The sequence below is a fragment of the Microcoleus sp. K5-D4 genome, from assembly GCF_036704575.1.
Lineage (GTDB): Bacteria > Cyanobacteriota > Cyanobacteriia > Cyanobacteriales > Microcoleaceae > Microcoleus.
Genome location: NZ_JAUBSD010000073.1, coordinates 18416 through 38374, shown reverse-complemented (window position 1 = coordinate 38374; position 19959 = coordinate 18416). Strand labels below are relative to the sequence as shown.

Here is a 19959-nt window from a genome sequence, read left to right as displayed (position 1 = left end):
CGTGTCATTGGTTTTCTTACCGGATGGTCGTGGATTTTACATTCTTTATCTCTATCACATCTTTAAAAAAATGGTATAAGGATAATCAGAAATCTGTGCTGGGAAATATGGTGGCGGCGGGTAAGTTTCTGAAATATAGCCGATGGGAAAATTACGGCACGACTTTGGGAATTAAAGCGGGAAATCAATTGGAAATGGTGACGGCTAGAATCGAAGGTAAGCCGAATTGGAGTCAACATTGGTTTTCTCTGACTTGCGGGCCGAGATTGGTTAAAGGGGGGAGAGTTTGGCTGTCTCCTTTATCGGAAGGTTTTAAAGATTCTCATGTTTTGGGCGTGGGTTCGAGAACGGCGATCGGCTTTCCGGCTTCCAGAGATAAGTTATTTTTGGTGACTTTTCTTGATAGTTTGTCTTTGGAAGCAGAAGCTAAAGTTATGCAGAGTATCGGCTGTTTTGAAGCGATGAATTTGGACGGGGGCGCTTCGGTGGGTTTGGCTCATCAAGGGGAGATTTTATTGCCGCCGGGGCGGAATTTGACGAATGTGCTGGTGGTTTACGATCGCGAATATCGAGCGCCGGCTCAGCTAAAGGAGTCCTGGGAACGCTTTCAAAAGGGATCTCGACCTTCCCCCGATCCGTCCGTTTTTTTTGATTGATCTAGCAGAAGAAAGTTCGGCAACCAAGCACGCGATCGGGATGTAACCGATGGAAGAAAGAAGTCCGATGGAAGTCAGAATCGAGGGAGCATCCCGATTTTGGGTAGTGCTCTCGAGGGAAGGATGAGAGAATTAGAGATAATGCTATAACCAGTGCTGGGGATACGTCCTTTCTGCCGCTAAATTATTAAAGATGACGGCGCACAAGACCAAAATTATTGAGCCCTCAAAAGCAGGTGTTAGCAAAAATTTCCAGTCTGGTTTGGTCATCATGACGACTAAGGCAACTGCTCCCGAAGGCGGATGTAGAGTTCGCGTAATCTGCATAATTCCGATCGCAGTAGAAACAGCCATTCCCATCGCCCAGGGAGAAGAACCGAGAAAATGCAGAATCATTAAACTGGTGAGAGCAGCTAAGAAATTGCCCCCAATGACATTCCGGGGTTGAGCCAAAGGGCTGTCAGGGACACCAAAGATCAGAACGCTTGTAGCACCAAACGGAGCCATTAGTAAAGGAGAATTAGTTTTTACAGCAAGATAGGACGTTGCAGTAATTGCCAAAAAACTGCCAATCCAACTCCAAAAAATATGCCGAGGATGAGGTCTGTCTACTGGGCAGGTCAATGAACACGATCGCCATCTCCCAAAGGTTTTAAACCAATAACTTTCCCATTTCAGTCGAATTTTTTTACTGTCAATCATAAATTAGGTTACTTGATAACCAGGCTTCTTAAATTGTCGGAACTAGCCTCCGGTAAAGTTAAGATATCATAACAATTGCTCAAAAAGTAGCTAAAGGCACAGATTTTTTACTTGTATGCCACCCAAGCAGCAGCTAACCACTCGCTGGGAACCCACTAGCAAGTTTGGTCGGTTTGGCAACAGACGTTATCGGCAGTCGCACAACTTCACCGTTAGCCGTCAGAGTTATTGATGAGGGTAAAGCCAAAGGTTATTTGTAAGGTGCGATGCCCAGTAAGAATGAATGGAAAGATCGCACCCACACTTTGAGATAAGTCTCTAGGTCAGAATGCGATCGCCGTTTTCTGGTTAGTGCGAGACGATCGCACTCGGATATAATTACGAACTTAATCTTTGCTACGGAGAGTTTTCCCACTCGGCGGTAAGCTTGCGGAAATTGTATTGAGATGCGCCGGGGTGACAAGTAACGCAACTGCTGATATTTGCGGGTTGCGACATTTTGACTTTGGGGTGCAGTGCTTTGAAATAGCGAGAACTCGCGACTCGGTAGGTGAGTTCTTCGTCTTTGGCTTGGGGACGCGAAAAAGTTTGCAGGTAGTTCCACACTAGCAGGCGGGGCGGGTCTACTAGCAGTTTGATGGTTTGTCCGTAGTGTTGGGAATCTTGCAGCAATCGGCGCCAAGTTTCTGTAGGTAAGACTTGCGGCGGTAAAGCGATGTGACAGGTAGCGCAGTTTTCTAGGTACAGTTGCTGTCCGAGTTGGTAGCGTTCGGGAATGCGATCGACCGTACCAGTATCCTCGATCGAAGACACCTGAGCAAGTCGCGCGGGAGTGCGAGAGTAGGCAGTCTGAGCTGCAACCCATCCGCCGCAGGTACAGCAAATAATTATCAACACTAGCAACGTTGAGTAAAGCCCCCGCAAGCCTACTCTGCGACGTTTGCGGGGTTTTTCCTGTTTCATAATTCTGAATTTATTTTTGGTTAAATCACGGGTATACTCATGCCTTCGCGGGCTAAGCAGCTATTGGCGAACGCTGCCTGCACCTCTGCTTCTGTACGATCGAGAAAATTGTCGTCGTGACCCGGATCGTGGTGAAACATCACGATTTTTTTGACTCCAGCAGCTTTGGCTATTTCTACTCCTGCTTGCCAAGTCGAGTGTCCCCAGCCGACTTTCGGGGTTTTGAAGTCGTAATACTCTTCGTTGGTGTAGTTGGCGTCATAAATCAGCACGTCGGCGTTGCGAGCTAGGTGTACCACATTGTCGTCTAGGCGATCGGGAAAATGTTCTGTATCGGTGCAGTAGACGGCCGTGTGTCCCTCCCAGGTGACTCGATATCCGATCGCCGTATTAGGATGGTTGAGCAGCGCCGTTTCTATTTTCACATCGTCGAGTTCGAGAATATCCCCAGGCGTCAAATCGTTGAATTTGAGGTCTGACTGCATCACTTGGATGGGGACGGGAAAATTGGGGTGCAGCATTTGGTCGGCAAGACGGTGTTTGATGGTAGTGCCGTTGGGGGCGATCGCACCGTAAATGTGAAAGCAGTTCCCTGGGATAAAGGCGGGAGTAAAGAACGGAAAGCCTTGAATGTGATCCCAGTGAGTGTGGCTGAAAAACATATGGGCTTCCACCGGCATTTGCCGCAGCAAGTTTAGACCCAGAACTCGCAGGCCCGTACCGCCGTCAAAAATCAGGCGTTTTTTGCCCAAGCGCATTTCTACACAGGAGGTGTTGCCTCCGTAGCGCAGTGTTTTGGTGCCGGGGGTTGCGATACTGCCCCGCACGCCCCAAAACTGAACGACAAACTCGGTCAAAGGACTATTTTCCATAGTGGCTTTGTGATCGGAAGGCTGTGGATTGGGTAGAGAGGGTGCGGAATCTGGCATTTTTTTTAGCTTTGGCGGCAGGAACGGCGGCAGGAACTTGGGAGTTGAAATCTTAGTTTTTACTTTTTAGTGATTAGCAATCTGTACTATAATAAAGCCCTTGATCGGGAAACTATTCGAGTGCCTAATACTTGGGCTGTTAGAACTATCAACCTTACCGATTCGTGTAGGAGATGTCACGCTTGAGAGATTATTTTTTGCATCATGCGGGCTGCCCGGCGGGTTCTGTGTTCTGAGATTAAGATAGCGCCTAACCAGAGTTGTTCGGGTAAAATTTCCTCAAACGTAGAACCCATTCCCCTGGGGTAGAATTTGCGCTTCATCTTACTCTAGGAGTAGTATTTTTTTCAAGATTGGGGCCGGGACGGGGTTTTCAGGAATGCCGTTCCGGTGACTCGGCATTAACGACGGATTTAGCCTTCTAGCTACCCGTTCCTCGACTGCATCGCCTCACGTGCAGCATTGCCTTAAGTTCGGCCCCCTGAGTTTTTAGTCGAGTTGCAGTCGAGGAGTGCGGGCTAGGGCTTTATTTGCGATCGGCTGCGATGCACTTTTCCACTAAGGGCATGACTTGATCGACATCTTGCCAACCCAGAATTTCCGTGACTTTTTTCTCCAAATTTTTGTAGGTTCTAAAAAATTCGGCTATTTCGTCCAAGCGGTGGGGGGCTACGTCTTTGAGGGACTTATAGTGAGCATAGCGGGGGTCTTTGTCGGGAACGCACAAAAGTTTTTCGTCCCTGTCGCCTCCGTCGATCATTTCCAGCATTCCGATCGGACGGGCTGCGATTATGCACCCTGGAAATGTGGGCTCATCCATCATCACCATGCCGTCGAGGGGGTCGCCATCATCGGCTAAGGTATTGGGTATGAAGCCGTAGTCGCACGGATATTGGACTGAGGAAGAAAGCACCCGATCGAGAGCAAAGGCTTGTAAGTCTTTATCAAATTCGTACTTGTTTTTGCTACCGGCGGTAATTTCGATGAGGACGTTGAGCAGTCCTGGTTTCGGCTGGGCCGGAATTAGCGATAAGTCCACAACAATATCTCCAAGTTAACAGATGATTGGGATGAGTGCTACTTGCCAAATCCCTTTGATAGCATTTTACGGGCGATCGGGCCTTTCGGCTGCATGAGATTGACCAAAAGCGGACGAGTGCGATCGGGGTTACACAATTTGAGGATGAGGCTTGTGGGGTGTCCCGCCTGCGGGGAAAATACACCGGAGGGGCGGGACGCATCCCACAGATTGAAAGGGTAATGCTTTGTTTTGGCGAGCGACAGATATTTTCACATCGATATATTCTTTTTACCGTATATTCTTTTTACCGTCTGTCAAAGTTATTTGAATTTTCAATCCCAACCACTGGCTTAGTTCTGTCGCTAACCACTCGATTTCTGATTCACTTAGTCCCTGTTTCACTCCTAGTCGATATTTTTGTTTGCCGACTTTAATAATTATGTGAGAAACTTTGTATCCAACTTTTTCAATTTCCAACTGCCTAATGTGCTGCCTGGGAGCTGGCTGAAAATGATTCCATCTCAGCCCCAGCAGATGGCTGCTATAGGATATTTGTTGGCGATCGATTACCAGATGCAATTCCCGAAATAGTGCAAAGATCGACATTACTCCAGTCGCTACTAATAAACTTCCTGACATCATCCTCAAAACCAATGGATTTATCGAAATTTTGTAATAATTAGTCCACAATGCGATACTCGCAGCAACCGCACCCGAAAGTATGGAAATCCAATCAAAAGCGAATCCATGTGGAGGAATTACAATCTCTATAAAATCCGAATTTTTCGTTAATTTAATATCGCTGGCTCGCGGCTGCACGGGCATAATACTTTTGGATATCTCGCGGGGATTTGCGAGCGAGTTCCATGCTTCCCCAGCCGAAGACAACCGTTTTTCCAAACTCGGTTCTGTCATCCACTCCAACCAATCAATTAAATTAGGATTTAGTTGCGTTACCCGATCGGCAAATAGAATTTTTAAATCCTGCTGCGACAGTTCGGTGGGATGCAAACCCGTTACCAAATAAATTAAAGTCGCACCCAAACCGTACAAATCCGAAGCCGGAACGGATCGCCCGCCAAATTGTTCCGGCGCCATATATCCGTAGGTTCCCACTACTGTAATCGTGCCGCCAAATTTTGCAGCTTGGTTCTGCACCGAACCGAAATCAACTAAATAAACTTGTCCGACAGTGTGACCGGATCTGTTGTGCAGTAAAATATTGCTGGGTTTAATATCGCGGTGGATGACAGGGGGATTGCGCTCGTGCAAATAAATCAAAATTTCTAACAGCGATTTAGCTAATTCTTTTACCTCGCTTTCGCTAAAATTACGGCCCGCTCGCAAATGCTCTTCTAAAGTTTTTCCCCCTACATAAGTCTGTACCAAGGCAAATCCTTTACTGTCTGGTTCGTCAATTTCCAGGTAATCGAGGTAGCGGGGAATTGCGGGGTGAGAAAGCGTTTTTAAAGTTTCCGCTTCCCGTTCAAATAGCTTGATGTCTTGCCATTCAAAATCGCTGCCGAGCAATAGCTGTTTGATGACAACTAATTCTTGAGTTTCCAAATCGCGAGCTAGCAGTGTTTGGCGACCAGTTTTTTTTCCCAGTTGCTGCTGCATTTCGTAGCGTTCTGCTAATATTTTGCCAGTCATTTTTTTCTATTAATTTAAATTAAAGTCCACTTTCTTTTTGATACCACCGGGCAAAAGACTTGCTACCTATCCCCATTGACAGCCCTGCAATGAGCGATGGTGCCACAACTACAAAAATATAATCAGTCAATGAGGGTACATAACTAAACGTATCGTCCCAAGGGTCAAAAAAAAGAGACTCCAAACCGAGCGTTTTCATAAAGAGGATGCTTGTAAAAGTACAGATTGCCATACCTATCGCAGTTAAAACCTGTCGGTGAAGCTGGGGATTAGTTAGGGGAAAAAACCACACTATCGTCACAAGTGAGATGATAATTCCGTTCTCCAAACCCAGCATTGCGCCGAGAAAAAGGCCGAGGATTCCTCCTGCAACTGTCCCCAGAATGGGCAACAGAAAGGTAGCGTAAAATGCTGCACAAATTCCTACAGCTATAGCTCCTGTCCCAGTGCTGCGCCAAATCGCAGTTGCGAACAACCTGCCGCTGCTCACAATTTTCCCCATTCTCAATGTTTGGGAATATTTATTTATTTGCTGTGGTTTGTCTAGAACTTCTTTTGCGATCTGGGCTGAGGTGGGACGGCGTTCTAAACTCGGATGAGTCATCCACTTCAGCCAATTGGTAAAACCTGGACTCAGTTGGCTGAATTGCTCGAATTCAATCTGCAAATCTTGTTGCGGTAAATCGGCAGGATGCTGCTTGGTAATTAAGGCGATTAATGTTGCTCCCAAGCCGTACAAGTCGGAAGCGGGAACCGCCCTCCCGCCAAATTGTTCGGGCGGCATATAGCCGTATGTTCCGACAACGGTGACTGTTTTTCCTTGTTGGGTTGCTAGGGTTTGAACTGCACCGAAATCGACTAGGTAGACTTCCCCGACGCTGTTGCCCGATCGATTCTTGAGTAAAATATTGCTGGGCTTAATGTCGCGGTGAATCACGGGGGGCTGTCGCTGATGCAGGTATGCGAGGATGTCTAATAATGCTGTGGCTAATTGTTTGACTTCGCTTTCGCTGAAGCTGCGGCCGTCTGAAAGATATTCTTGTAGGGATTTGGCTTCGATGTAAGTCTGAACTAGGGCGAATCCTTTGCGGTTGGGCGTGTCGATTTCAAAGGAGTCTAGATATCGGGGAATTGCAGGATGGGATAGGGATTTTAAGGTTTCGACTTCTCGCTCGAACAGTTTTAAGTCTTCCCAGTTAAAGTCGCTGCTGAATGAGAGGAGTTTGACTACTACTTGCTGTTGCGTTTTTAAGTCGCGGGCGAGTAAAGTTTGCCGTCCTGCTTGCTTGCCGAGCCGCCGATCGCACTGATAGCGATCGGCTAATATTTCTTTTGACAAATCGCCGATGTTTTGTCCGCTCATGTTCTCTTGCCCTAGAACCGATTAAACCTAGTGTAGTTGACAAAAGTGCAATAATCGGAAATCTTCGGGCTACGGAAAAAAAAATTCTGTCAAAGAGCAACCGCCTTTAAGAGCCAGCGATCGCACGATCAAGACCCGCCTGAGTTAAGCTTAAATTTAATTTTGGATTTGCTTGTAAAGTGACTGCACTACGTCGAGCAGACTCAAGACTTGCTGCCATTCGGGGGCATCGGGGTTGTAGCTTTTGGCGCGCTGAGTTTTCAAACTGTGGTGCAAGAGGGAAAGCAGCTCGTCTGGAGACTGTAAGGAATTTTCATCTTCATCTGCTGGGGTTTGGGCTGCATTTTCTTCGATATCTTCTTTAATTTTTTGTGCTCTATCGGCGAGGGCTAAAGATCTGCCTGCAAGGTTTTCCGGCATTTTTGGCTGTTCCGACAAAGACGCGCTGGTTAGTTCTACCAATAGTTGACAGACTCGATCGACCCATTCGTGATCGTTTACTGAAAAGGAACCAGATTTGAACACTTGCCCATCAGGTCTTTGTTGAATGCTTTGTACCTTCTGGATCAGAGGGATAGCCTTAACAGTGATATTTTCCGGGATTCTGGGGATATCTGACAGGGAGCTCCGAGCAATCTCCAGCAATAGTTGGTAAACCTGATCTACCCACTCAACATCTCCCGATTGCGAATTCCAATTATTCATAACTGACGCTAGTGGTTTTCTATATCTAAGACTAGAACATTGATTATCTGCGAAGGAAGCTCTTTTTAGGAGCCACTAACGCTATTAAGACTTACGTGGGCGGGGTGAGAAACCCGGTTTTTGAGCGGATGTTTCGTCGGCTTTCTCCAAGATTTTTCTCAGAAACCGGGTAACGCTGCTGCCAGTCCTAACTATTTTTAAGCGCTTCAAATAATAGAAGTGCTAAGTTTGTTGCGGTAGGTAGTGCGACCGAAACACCTAGGGCGAAACCCCGGCATCTCGCTTGCAAATTCAAATCCGGTTATATAACCATAATACCTGTTGGAGCTTATTTACGATTACCTCAATAGGATATTTAGGTTAATTGGTGGTGGGATGGGAGGCGCACCCCCGATCGCGATCGCCCCCGCCCCGAACCCTGACGCCACGGCCAGCATTTGCTGTGGGCTAGTGCTATTTTTCTGTGAGATTCCACACACCATCCCAGTTGAGTACGTCTGAAAACCCATGTTGAAATAACATACAGCGATCGATGTGCAATTTAGCTGCCTTGTTTTTCGGGTCAACTTTCAGAACGGCGTCAAATTCGCGTTCAGCGTCTTTAAAGGCTTGCTTGGCTTTTGGTTCTAAGGCTTTCTTAAACTCGCTCAGCAGTTTTTTCACCCGATCGAGTCCCAGGTTTTCAAATTCCTCATCTAACATTTCTGCAACTGTCTCGGAGGCCCGACTTTTAATTTTCGCCTGCAATAGCTGCCTGATCTCGGCAGGTTTCAGCCGCTTGATTTGAGGATTTGATGGTTCTAAGATGTCTGCTTCCAACAGCTTTTTGACATCGCCTTCTTGCAAGTATTTAATATCGTCTGCTGATAGGGGCTTGATTTTTGCTTGCAGCAGCATTTTGGCTTCGTCTTCCGAGAGGTTTTTGATGCCTTCAAATTTCAGCAGTTGGATTTCTGTCTGCAACAGTACGATGAGTTTGTCTGCTTCGGACAGGTTTTTGGGGTCGTACTCTGACAGCTTTTTCAGTTGATATAACAGGTTCTTGAGCTCGTGTTCCAACTGTTGATCTACAAAATTGCTGGGCAGTTTCTTAATCTCTGCCTCTGGCATGGAGGCGACCTCCTTTAAGATGTTTTTCACCTCACTTTCTGAGAGTCTTTGGGTGACTGGAGCTTTGTAATGTTCGCGCCCCTTGGTGTAATGTTCTATAATTTGTTGCTGTGTTTCGGTTAGTGACTTGCCCACTGGCGAATATCCCTCGCGGATGCCGACGAGTTCGTAAACGATTACGGGTTCGCTTTTGCCTTTTACAGTAATAAAGTCGAGTTCTCGCACGTACAGCCGATCGGCATAATCTCTGTAAGTATTGTCGCTGATGATCAAGTCGGTGCCGTACTGCTTGCTGGCGCCTTCTAAGCGAGAGGCGAGGTTTACGCCGTCTCCGATCGAAGTCAATTCCATGCGTTTGCTACTACCGATGTTGCCGCTGACAACTTCATCGGAATGTACGCCCATACCGATGCCGATCGGCAATTCCCCATGTGCCACGCGATCTCGATTAAACTCAGCCAGTTTTTCCCGCATTTTAACTGCCGTTTGCATGGCGCACCAAGCATGATCCTCTAAGGGTGCTGGAGAGCCAAAAACTGCCATCAGAGCGTCGCCGATGTATTTGTCGAGAGTCCCACCGTACTCGAATACGACATCTACCATCACTTCAAAATATTTGTTGAGCATCACTACCACTTCTTCGGCTTGCAATTTTTCCGTAAGTGTGGTATAGCTGCGAATGTCTGAGAACAGCACCGAAACGTTTTTGCGCTTACCGCCCAATCCAGTATCCCCTGAAGCTAACAAAGCTTCGGCTACTTCTGGAGTCATGTAACGGTACATCAAGTTTTTGATTTGCTTGGCGCTGCTAATATCTTCCATGACGACTAACGCGCCGTTGACCTTGTTGGGGTCGGTAGCGTCAGTCATTGAATTAATTGAGAGATTGATACTCTGCGCTTCTCCTTCAAAGGAAAGCAAAACTTGATCTGGGTAATACTGCTGGCGGTCCTGATTGTCTTCGGGAGACAAAGACGCATCAAACCATTTGGCAAAATCGCCTTTTTCTAACTTAATTAACTCGCGCAAAGATTGACCTTCGGCTAATTCTGCATCGCTGACACCCAGTAATTTTTTGGCACTGGGATTGGTCGCTACTATATTGCCTTTTTTATCTGTAGAAATCACGCCGTTAGTCAGGGCGTGCAGCATATCTTTTTGTCTTTGTTCTTGCTGTTTGACTTCTGCAAACAGTTTGGCGTTTTGCAGCGCCACTCCTGCTTGGATGTTAAACGCCTTCATAAATTCCATGTCATTGCGATTGAAACTCGCTTTCCACTGATCGGGGGCGTGCGGCCAATCTTCCGGGTTGTAGGGCGGGAATTCTCCTTGTCGTTTTTTATTCACTAATTGGGTGACGCCAATCAATTTTTTGTCCGAGTTAAATACTGGCATACAAAGCATACTGCAAGTGCGGTAGCCAGTTTTTTTGTCTGTTTCTTTGGAAGTTTCGGCGCGGGGGTCGTCGTACACGTCAAAGGGAATCAGCAGCGGTTGGCCGGATTGGGCAACAATACCTGCAAAACCAGCCGTTCTGGGTATGTGAACGTCTTGAAGTTTACCGCCAATGAGCATTTTTGTCCAGAGTTGATTTCTGTCTTCATCTATCAGCCACAAGGTGCTGCGATCGGCTTGCATCAGTTCTTTAGCCTGATCCATCACCCGCTTGAGGGTATCTTCTAAGTCTAAACTGCTCTGAGAAAGAGCGTTGACGGCGTTCATCAGCGCTGTCGCGGCCCGCTGTCTTTGAGTTGCTGCGTAGAAAGATTTGGACGATTCTAGAATTAGGCGAATCGACGGGGCAAATTCTCGAAAAACTTGTTCGTCTTCTTGAGTAAATCCTGCCTTATCAATCTGTGATTCTAAAGTACCATAATGTTCGTGGTTGGGTTTGAGTTTATTAATCAGTTGAACTACTGCTACTAACTCTCCTGTTTCTTCGTTGATCAGGGGCATCGCCAGCATTGTATAAGTGCGATATCCTGTTTCTTTGTCAGTTTTTTTTGCGTTAGTCGAGCGGGGGTCGTTATAAAAATCATAAGGAATGTTCACCACTTTTTTTTCAGTGGCTACTTCTCCCGCAATGCCCACATGGGCGGGAAATCGGAGCTCTAGACTTTTGCCATTTTCGTCTTTAGCGACGATCGCCCAGAGTTCATTTTTTTCTTCGTCTAATAAAAATATCGTGCTGCGAGCGGCATTCAGCAATTCCCCTGTTTTGAGGGTAATCGACTGCAACATCTCGTTGAGTATGGCATCAAATCCCTCGCTCTCCAGGATATTGTCGAGCATTCCCAGGGTTTGATTGACAACCTTAAGTTTGTCTTCTACTTCCTTAACTACTACTGTGAAACTTTGCTTATTTAGAAGGTCGAGAATGCCGGAAAGGTTTCCTTGGCGCGGGATAATTGCACTGCTCCTAATTTCTGGGGCAGAATAATGTTCCTGATGATGATTTTCACCGCCGACAACAGCGACATCAATCACGTTGTCCAGAGAAGAGTAATTGGTGGAAGATGCAGATTTCATAGACCTTTACAGAAGCTTAAGTGTAAGGGTTAGTCTCTAAGCGAAGAGAGCGGGGAAGTTGATTAGTGAGTCACTTGTCGCACAAGACTCAAGTATGTGTGAAAGTATTTCCCAGTTTACAGAACTCCGGCCACAAGGCAAGGGAAATTCAGTTGACCTTGCTGCTGAACGGAGGGTGGGATAGTAACGAGGCTGTGGGAGTGCTGCAATCTTTTTAGAGATCGCGAATTTTGTTTAAATGGTTTATTAACTGATTTTGACATTGTGCTTGCCTGGTTTAAGTAATTTCTGCCGCTCTTTGAGCCGATCGCCCGCAGGAACATGAATGCGTACTGGGGGGAGGACTGCTGAAAGAGGGGTGGCTTTGTGGGACTAGCCGCAATTGTGACACTACCAGTTGCTAGTGATGTGTGCCCTTCTCTACACAATTGTGGTTTTTAACTAGAATTTCTCTCTATTTGGCTGCTCTTAGCTTTTATCCCACTAAATTCACAGGGTTTTCAGCTTTTTTTTGTAAAATTTGCGGTTGATATTTTTAGTGTAACCTCCGACTCGGAAAAAACTCCGCCTTTTGACCCCCCCGATCGGCTTGAGGGTCCGATCAGGGTTGGGCCGACGACTGAGTTTGGCGCAATCCGGCGGCTTCGACAAGCAGGGATTCGGCGAAGGCGATGGCTTCTGTTGCCGAGCGGCCGCTGGCGAGTTGGGCGAGTTCTTCCCGCCGCTGCTCACTGTTGAGAGCGGCAACTCTGACTACTGTACGTTCCATTGGTTCGGAGTTGGCTGCGGGTTCGTCGATACTTGGTTCTGCTTCGATCGTCTGTTTGTTGACGCGAAAATGAAAATCAGCCATCGCGGCGACCAGCGGCTGGTGGGTGACGCAGAGAACTTGGTGTTTGTCGGAAAGTTGGTAGAGTTTTTTGGCGATCGCCCCGGCGACTCTTCCGGAGACTCCGGCGTCGATTTCGTCAAAAATCAGCGTACCGGCACTTTCTATTTGGGAAAAACAAGCTTTGATGGCGAGTAGAAAGCGGCTCATTTCTCCCCCGGAGGCGATCGCGCCCAGAGGTTGCAGGGGTTCGCCCGGATTGGGGCTGAAACAAAAGGCGATTTGATCGGCACCCGTAGCGGTTGGGGTAGAAGGCGAGATCTCGACTTGAAATTGCACTTTTTCCATTGCTAACGGCTTAAGTTCTCCTACGAGGTGCGTTTCTAGTTTGAGGGCTGCTTCGCGTCGCAGGTTGGTGAGGTGGTTGCAAGCGTCTTTTAATTGCTCTAAAGCGTTCTGATATGCGAGTTCTAAGGCTTCCATTGACTCGCCTCCTTCTAAAAGTTCATTTAGTTCGTTTTGGATGCTTTGGTAGTAGGCGATCGCTTCTTTGAGCGGCCCGTATTTGCGACAAATTTGTTTGAGTTCCCGAATCCGATCTTCTACTTCTTCTAGTCTTTCGGGATCTGCTTCTAATTGTTCGCCGTAGCTGCTAATTTGCCGGCTGGCTTCTGTGGCTTGAGCTAAAGCATCGCTGACCATTTCTAGGATTGGTTGCAATTGCACATCGTAAACCGCCATGTCGCTTAAAATTACTTCGGCCTTGCTCAACAAGTCGGCGGCTGATGCGCTGTCGCCATCGTTTTGGTACAGGGCTTGGTGGACTTGGTAACTCTGCTGCTGCAATTCGACGACGTGGCCCAGCCGGATTGATTCGTGTTCTAGCTGTTCAAGTTCGTCGGCGTCTTCGATATGGGCTTCGCCGAGTTCTCGGACTTGGTATTCTAACAAATCAAGTCTTTGCAGTCGCTGCTGTTCCGACTGACGCCTGCGTTTGAGGGCTGTTTTGGCGTTGTTGGCTCCCAGCCACGCGGAGGCGATGATCGATCGCGCTTCAGTGAGCTTTTTGCCGCCGTATAAATCGAGCCACTCTCGCTGGAGGGTTTCTTGTCCGAGGTGGACGGTTTGGCCTTGGGCGGTAATTTCGACCAGCCGATCGCGCAGTTGATCCATTAACTGGCGGTTGACGAGAATTCCGTTCAAGCGGGATCTGGTGCGTAGAGCACCGCTTGATGCGTTAATTTCCCGGCTGCAAACGGCTAAATTTCCGTCTATGGGTTCGATTTCTTGCTCGCCCAGCCACAAAGCTGCGGCTTTGTCCAATTCAAAGGTAGCTTCCAATATTGCCCGCGCTGCTCCGGTGCGAATCGATCTGCGATCGACTTTTCCGCCCAACACTGCATCGATCGCATCTAGGATAATCGATTTGCCGGCCCCGGTTTCCCCTGTAAATACGTTCAAACTCGGGCCAAATTCTAGATCCAGGCAGTCAATTAAGGCAAAGTTTTCTATTCTGAGGGATATTAACATGGAAGATGGGGGATTGGGAATTGGGAATTGGGAATTGGGAATTGGGAATTGGGAATTGGGAATTGGGCATCGGGCATCGGCCAAACAGGGCATCGGGCATTGGCTCCTCCACTATCGGGCGCGTCGAATTTCCCGAGTCCCATTTTCATTTTTAACTAGAATACTTTTGATTTTGCCATTATTGATGGAGTCTCAACCTTAATGCAAAATAAATTTCTGTTTCCCATTGCTCTATTAAGTGTTGTCTTGATTGGAGCTTTTGGGTGGAATCTGCACCAAGACAAGCAGCGAGTCCATGAATTAACCCTTGCGACTGGAACGAAAAGCGGGAATTATTATCCTTTCGGGCAGGCAATTGCTGAGGTAGTTACGCAACAAAATCCGCGTTTGCGAATTCGAGTTATTGAGAGTCAAGGTGCTGAGGAAAATATGCGCCGGATTGAGGCAAATGAGGTGCAGTTAGCGATCGTGCAGAACAATACAGAGGGGGGGCCTTCGGCGAGGGTAGTGGCTGCTTTGTTTAAGGAGGTTTTTCACTTAATTGTTTCCGAAAAGTCGGGTATTCAAAATGTTGCTGATTTGCAGGGAAAAAATATTGCGCTGATGGCTGAAGGCAGCGGTTCTTACACTTCTTTTTGGTTGGTAAGCAAACATTACGGTTTGAAAGAAAGCGATTTTAAATTTACTGCTGGCTCTTGGGATGATGCTACTAAGTTGTTTGCTAGCGGCGAGGTTGATGCTATTTTTAGGGTGCTACCTCCGGGGAGCGATGTTGTTAGGGATTTGTTGCAAAATACCCGGGGCAAGTTGGTGCCGATTGACCAAGGAGCTGCGATGAGAATTAAAGTACCTTATCTGGAAGCTGATGTGATTCCTAAAGGTACTTACAAGGCAGATCCTGCGGTTCCCGATGCGGATTTACCCAGCGTTGGAGTGCAGGCTAATCTGCTGGCTGGGGAGGATCTAGATCCGATAATCGTCAAGGAAATTACGCGAATTTTGTTCGATTACCGCCGCAACTTGGTAGCTGCTAATTCCCTGGGAGCTATGATTAGTCAGCCGGGAGGCAGCGGGAGTTTGTCTTTGCCCGTTCATGAGGGGGCTCAGGCTTATTACGATCGAGAAAAGCCGGATTTTGTTGCTGCTAATTCTGATGCTATCGGTTTATTTGTGTCCATCGGCACTCTTTTGGCTTCTTGGCTTTGGCAGTTGCGATCGCGCTTTTTGCAGAAACAAAAAAATCGAGCTGATAAATTTAATTTGGATATTTTAAGTTTGATCCAACAAATTCGCCAAGCGAAAGCTTTGGAAGAAATCGATCGGTTGCAGGCTGAGTTATTTGATATTTTTAATCAAGTGATTGTGGATTTGGATGAAGATCGGATTGATTCAGAATCTTTTCAATCTTTTACTTTTACTTGGGAAACTGCGATTAAGATTGCAGGGGAGCGAGAAAAAATGCTGCGGAATGTGCAGTTTGTTTCCAATTGTGTAGAATCTGATGCCACTCTTACCAAAGAGCGGGAGATTTAATTTATATTCCTCGTTGGCATTTGCGCTCTTTGCGCCTGGAGGTTGGTAGTTGCGCTCTTTGCGCCCCAAAGTTTGTAGTTGAGCTCAAGTCCTAAAGCGCAACTACAAACGGAATGGCTGCGTAATTCAGCAATTTCTACTCCTTTGAGCCAATAAAGCCTAAGTGTTTCCAAGCAGCGGCTGTGGCAATTCGGCCCCGACTTGTGCGCTGCAAAAATCCAATTTGCATTAAGTACGGTTCGTATACATCCTCAATTGTTTGAGTGTCTTCTCCTGTGGAAGCTGCGAGAGTTTCTAAACCAACCGGGCCGCCGTTAAAGTTTTCGATCATTGCTGTCAAAAGGCATCGATCAGTCCAATCCAAACCTAGCGGATCGACGTTGAACAGTTCGAGGGCAACTGAGGCAACTTCGCCATTAATTGGCTTTAATTTTTTGACTTCGCTGTAGTCTCTAACTCGTCGCAGCAAGCGGTTAGCGATCCGGGGCGTTCCGCGAGCTCGGCGCGCAATTTCTGTGGCTCCTTCTGGGGTGATTTGAGTGTCGAGAACTTGGGCACTTCTTTGGACAATTAGACTAAGTTCGTCTATTTCGTAGTAGCGCAATCTTTGGATCAAGCCGAAGCGATCGCGCAATGGAGATGTCAGCGACCCGACTTTTGTGGTTGCTCCTACTAAGGTAAATGGTTTCAGGGGAATGCTGCGGATTTTGGCGCTTTTGCCTTGACCGATCGTAATATCTAACCGACAGTCTTCCATCGCCGGATAGAGGATTTCTTCTGTAACTTTAGATAAGCGGTGAATTTCGTCGATAAACAGCACGTCGCCTGCTTTGAGGTTGATCAGCAATCCGACAATATCTCGCGGTTTTTCTAAAGCTGGGGCGGTGGTGATTTTGCATTCAACTTCCATTTCTGCTGCTAGAATTAGCGACATTGTGGTTTTTCCCAACCCTGGAGGCCCGTAGAGTAACAGGTGATCCATCGGTTCGCCGCGAGATTTGGCGGCTGCAATTGCGATCGCCAAAACTTCTCTCAAGTCTTTTTGTCCGATGTATTCAGCTAAACGCTGGGGTCGGATTTTGTCGTCTTGTTTGCTGTTGATTTCGTCGGGTAGTTCTTGCGATTCTAGCAAAGATTCCGCCTGGGGTTTGGCGACTTTTTTGCGACGGGCTGGGGCTATGTCTTCGGGTAGATTTGGGTCGGGGGGCTGTTGTTTGGAGGAGATAATAGCCATATTTATTTGCGATCGGGCAGCGGGAAGTGTTTACAATTGTTAGCAGAATCTTTAAAATTATTGAGTTCGTTATGAGTATTCCATCTTCTTTATTAGCATCGGAAAGCATAACTTTTGAGGGGGCGATCGAGCTGACTCAATCTTTACTGTCGTTCATTGAGGCTAATCGACTTTTACAAGCCGACATCCAGCAAGCTGTTACATCTCTGGTGAAAACACCGAACGGTGCTAGGGGGTTTTTTGTCACCTATCTAACGGACGATCGACAGGAGGCAGATCACCCGTCACCCGGAGTAGTCGAGGCGCTGCGATCGGCTCCTGAGATCGTAGCAGAACTGCTGGTGAAAAATTTGGCGATGTCGGCGGCAATGGTTGTACATCATTCGCGCCAGCAAAAGGAGGAAATGGCGGCCGATTCTGCTAGAGTGCAGGAGCGATCGCGCAATTTAATTCAAATGCTGCAAATGCCAGCCTGTCAAACTATAGCGTCGCAAATGCTAGAAAGTTTGCAGACTGCCAACGGCAAGTATGAAAAGTTTTTCCAGCGGTGGGGCTACGATGACGAGCAAAAACTAGCGATGGGTTCGGCAGTTCGATCGGTGATCGGCTAAAATAACCTCCGAAGGAAGGGGAAAGAAGAAAGAACGAAGAAGCCCAAGCCAGGGTGGCAGATCCTTGATCAAAGCGGCGGGGCTGTGGAATAATTGCGGTTTAACAAAAGCTGCATAATTGTAGCTTGAGTTGATTTAGGTGTGAAGCTAGTGAACGAGGGCGAAAAAATTGCAGAGAACTGTGAAAGGAGTTGCCCAAAAGGTCCGAAGGCTGGGCGGCCGGCGGCCGGCAAATACGCCCCGGCGGTGGGCGAAGCTGAATCTGCTGGCAACATTGGTGCGCCGGGACTTGGAAGCTCAATACAAAGGCTCGATTCTGGGCAATTTGTGGCCGCTGCTGAATCAGCTATCGCAATTGGTGATTTACACATACGTATTTTCGATCGTCCTCAAGGTAAAGCTCAGCCTTGCAGGCTTCCCAGAAAACAGCGACATTACATTTGGAGTCTGGCTGTTTGCAGGTTTGCTGCCTTGGAGTGCCTTCACCAGCGGTTTGATCAAGTCGGGAGTATCCGTGGTGGGGCAGCCGAATTTAGTGAAAAAAGTGGTATTTCCTCTCGGTTTGCTACCCCTAGTGCCGATTTTTACAGCTTTTCTTGAAAGTTCTCTGGGTTTGGCAGCTTTGATTGTGATAGTAGTAGTGTCGTCGCAAAAGCTCAACGCTACTTTATGCTTGCTGCCGCTGGTGTGGGTGCCTCAGTTGCTGATAACTGCTGGTTTGGGATATTTGACAGCGGGCTTGACTGTATTTTTGCGAGACATTCCTCAGACATTAGGTGTTATTCTGAATTTTTGGTTTTATTTGACGCCGATCGTCTACCCAGCATCAATCATCCCCCAAGAGTGGCGAGCGTGGATATTTTGGCTGAATCCAATGGCCGCCATCTCGGAGGTTTATCGAGACCTCATACTGCTTGGAGAAGTTAAGCATTGGGGCGAATGGGGTGTCGCCACGCTAATTTCTGCTGCTATATTTTGTGGAGGTTTGGCGGTTTACCGGCGTTTGCGTCCCGCTTTTGCTGACGTGCTGTAAATTTGTTGGAGATTTACAGTCAATCTAAAATCTAAAATCTAAAATCTAAAATCGATTGTGCTGTAAATATGTTTGAGATTTGAAGTCAATCTAAAATCTAAAATCTAAAATCTAAAATCGATTGACTGCCGCCAATGACAGAAAATGTAATTTCACTAAAAAATGTTTCCAAATGCTTTAAGCGGTACGATCGTCCAGGAGACCGTTTAAAGGAAATTATTTACCCCAGCAAAAAACTGGCTGACGAATTTTGGGCCCTACACGACATCAATCTGGAAATTCCTCAAGGACAAACTCTGGGAATCGTCGGTCGCAACGGTTCGGGGAAAAGCACTCTCCTGCAAATAATTGTGGGGACGCTGACTCCTACCGCAGGAAGCGTCGATGTGAAAGGGCGAGTCTCCGCTTTGTTAGAACTCGGAAGCGGGTTTAACCCGGAATTTACCGGGCGACAAAATGTGTTTTTTAACGCTCAGTTACTGGGATTCAATCAAAAAGAAACTGAAGAAAAGTTTGACGATATAGCTGCTTTTGCTGATATTGGCGATTTCATTGAACAGCCAGTCAAAACTTATTCTAGCGGTATGTTTGTCAGGCTAGCTTTTGCCGTTGCGACTAGCGTCGAGCCAGATATTTTGGTGGTTGACGAGGCGCTTTCGGTGGGCGACGAAGCTTTTCAACGCAAGTGTTTTGCCCGCTTGCAAAGCATTCAGGAAGGTGGCGGAACCATTTTATTTGTTTCTCACGCTGCTACTTCTGTGGTGCAACTTTGTACGTCAGCGATTTTAATGGATAGCGGTGAATTGCTGCTCGCTCACACGCCGAAGGTGGTAATTTCTAAGTATCAAAAGCTGATTTACGCCGATCCGGATCAGGTTCTGGGGTTGAAGTCAGATATTCGAGCTCTGAACCAACTAACAAAACAGGAAAGTCAAGACCACCTTCAGGATGCTAATTTAGAAAGCACAAAGAGGGAAGTTAAACCGGAGCAACATCTCTCCAAACCCCAGGAATATTACGATGAATTTTACGATCCGGGGATGATACCGTCGAATACGGTAAGGTATCCGTCTCGCGGAGCGGAAATTATCAACCCCCACATCGAGACGCTGAAGGGAAATGTGGTAAATCACTTGCTCGGTCGTCAAGATTATATTTACACTTACTCTGTCACTTTCTCGCGGTCAACTTCCAAAGTTAGGTTTGGAATGTTGATTAAAACAATTAGCGGTTTTGAGTTGGCGGGTGCTTCTTTGAAGGCTTCTACTCAGTCAGTTAGGTATGTAGAAGCGGGAACGACAATTGTAGTGAAGTTTCATTTTAAATGTTTGCTGAATCCCGGTGTTTATTTTCTGAATGCTGGGGTTGTGGGAACGGTAGATGGAGATTTAACTTATCTGGATCGGTGCGTTGATGTGGCGATGTTTAGAGTTCAGTCTTGTACTGAGTCCTGCGGTAACGGCATCGTTGACTTGCTGATCGAACCGTGTTTAACTGTTGTTAATGCTGATACTCTAGTGAAAGAGCAGTCAACAGAGGTTATCTAAAATTCTGTAAG

17 protein-coding genes are annotated in these 19959 nt (G+C 47.1%); 6 read left to right on the top strand and 11 right to left on the bottom strand.

Going from position 1 to position 19959, the window contains the following annotated elements; translation table 11 throughout:
• Positions 1 to 656 (top strand): phosphodiester glycosidase family protein (locus QUA77_RS20815; protein ID WP_333452216.1); only part of this gene is annotated, 656 nt, incomplete at its 5' end.
• A gap of 144 nt (positions 657 to 800) precedes the next feature.
• Here the strand turns inward: QUA77_RS20815 and QUA77_RS20810 are convergent.
• The 10 genes from QUA77_RS20810 to recN all read right to left on the bottom strand — a co-directional run bounded on the left by QUA77_RS20810 (position 801) and on the right by recN (position 13990).
• Positions 801 to 1358 carry an HPP family protein gene (locus QUA77_RS20810; RefSeq protein WP_333452214.1) on the bottom strand — a complete coding sequence of 186 codons (558 nt, stop codon included), beginning with the start codon at positions 1356 to 1358 and terminating at the stop codon, positions 801 to 803.
• A gap of 396 nt (positions 1359 to 1754) precedes the next feature.
• Complete coding sequence (locus tag QUA77_RS20805) at positions 1755 to 2321, bottom strand: diheme cytochrome C (protein ID WP_333040877.1); 567 nt, start codon at positions 2319 to 2321, stop codon at positions 1755 to 1757.
• Positions 2322 to 2341: 20 nt separating this feature from the next.
• Entirely contained in the window at positions 2342 to 3250 is a 909-nt protein-coding gene (locus QUA77_RS20800; protein ID WP_333452212.1) for an MBL fold metallo-hydrolase, read from the bottom strand.
• Between the two features lie 176 nt (positions 3251 to 3426).
• On the bottom strand, positions 3427 to 3573 hold the full coding sequence (locus QUA77_RS20795) for a hypothetical protein (protein WP_333452211.1): 147 nt from the start codon (positions 3571 to 3573) through the stop codon (positions 3427 to 3429).
• A gap of 203 nt (positions 3574 to 3776) precedes the next feature.
• Positions 3777 to 4289: an inorganic diphosphatase gene (locus tag QUA77_RS20790; protein WP_006634582.1), complete on the bottom strand. Its 513-nt coding sequence runs from the start codon at positions 4287 to 4289 to the stop codon at positions 3777 to 3779.
• A 270-nt stretch (positions 4290 to 4559) separates the two neighbouring features.
• Entirely contained in the window at positions 4560 to 5924 is a 1365-nt protein-coding gene (locus QUA77_RS20785) for a serine/threonine-protein kinase (RefSeq protein ID WP_333452209.1), read from the bottom strand.
• A 19-nt stretch (positions 5925 to 5943) separates the two neighbouring features.
• Positions 5944 to 7287, bottom strand: a complete 1344-nt coding sequence (locus tag QUA77_RS20780) for a serine/threonine-protein kinase (RefSeq protein WP_333452208.1) — start codon at positions 7285 to 7287, stop codon at positions 5944 to 5946.
• Between the two features lie 156 nt (positions 7288 to 7443).
• Positions 7444 to 7992, bottom strand: a complete 549-nt coding sequence (locus QUA77_RS20775) for an inorganic pyrophosphatase (RefSeq protein WP_333040883.1) — start codon at positions 7990 to 7992, stop codon at positions 7444 to 7446.
• Between the two features lie 453 nt (positions 7993 to 8445).
• Entirely contained in the window at positions 8446 to 11631 is a 3186-nt protein-coding gene (locus QUA77_RS20770) for a GAF domain-containing protein (RefSeq protein WP_333040884.1), read from the bottom strand.
• A 601-nt stretch (positions 11632 to 12232) separates the two neighbouring features.
• Positions 12233 to 13990, bottom strand: coding sequence for a DNA repair protein RecN (gene recN / locus QUA77_RS20765; RefSeq protein ID WP_333452206.1), 1758 nt, complete (start codon positions 13988 to 13990; stop codon positions 12233 to 12235).
• Between recN and QUA77_RS20760 the strand changes: the two genes are divergently transcribed.
• Positions 13989 to 14192 carry a hypothetical protein gene (locus tag QUA77_RS20760; protein WP_333452205.1) on the top strand — a complete coding sequence of 68 codons (204 nt, stop codon included), beginning with the start codon at positions 13989 to 13991 and terminating at the stop codon, positions 14190 to 14192. The two genes, recN and QUA77_RS20760, sit on opposite strands and share 2 nt — an antisense overlap.
• Positions 14192 to 15523: a TAXI family TRAP transporter solute-binding subunit gene (locus QUA77_RS20755; protein ID WP_333452203.1), complete on the top strand. Its 1332-nt coding sequence runs from the start codon at positions 14192 to 14194 to the stop codon at positions 15521 to 15523. The genes QUA77_RS20760 and QUA77_RS20755 overlap by 1 nt, the downstream gene beginning before the upstream one ends.
• 136 nt (positions 15524 to 15659) lie before the next feature.
• On the opposite strand, the gene ruvB is transcribed toward QUA77_RS20755, so the two are convergent.
• Positions 15660 to 16757: a Holliday junction branch migration DNA helicase RuvB gene (gene ruvB, locus QUA77_RS20750; protein ID WP_333452202.1), complete on the bottom strand. Its 1098-nt coding sequence runs from the start codon at positions 16755 to 16757 to the stop codon at positions 15660 to 15662.
• A 71-nt stretch (positions 16758 to 16828) separates the two neighbouring features.
• Here ruvB and QUA77_RS20745 point away from each other — a divergent pair, with 71 nt between their 5' ends.
• The 3 genes from QUA77_RS20745 (at position 16829) to QUA77_RS20735 (ending at position 19948) form a co-directional block, all read left to right on the top strand.
• Positions 16829 to 17368 (top strand): hypothetical protein, encoded by a 540-nt coding sequence (locus QUA77_RS20745; RefSeq protein WP_333452200.1) that lies wholly within the window; start codon positions 16829 to 16831, stop codon positions 17366 to 17368.
• A 181-nt stretch (positions 17369 to 17549) separates the two neighbouring features.
• Positions 17550 to 18401: an ABC transporter permease gene (locus tag QUA77_RS20740; protein ID WP_333452218.1), complete on the top strand. Its 852-nt coding sequence runs from the start codon at positions 17550 to 17552 to the stop codon at positions 18399 to 18401.
• A 134-nt stretch (positions 18402 to 18535) separates the two neighbouring features.
• Entirely contained in the window at positions 18536 to 19948 is a 1413-nt protein-coding gene (locus tag QUA77_RS20735) for an ABC transporter ATP-binding protein (RefSeq protein WP_333452198.1), read from the top strand.
• The last annotated feature ends 11 nt before the right edge of the window (positions 19949 to 19959 follow it).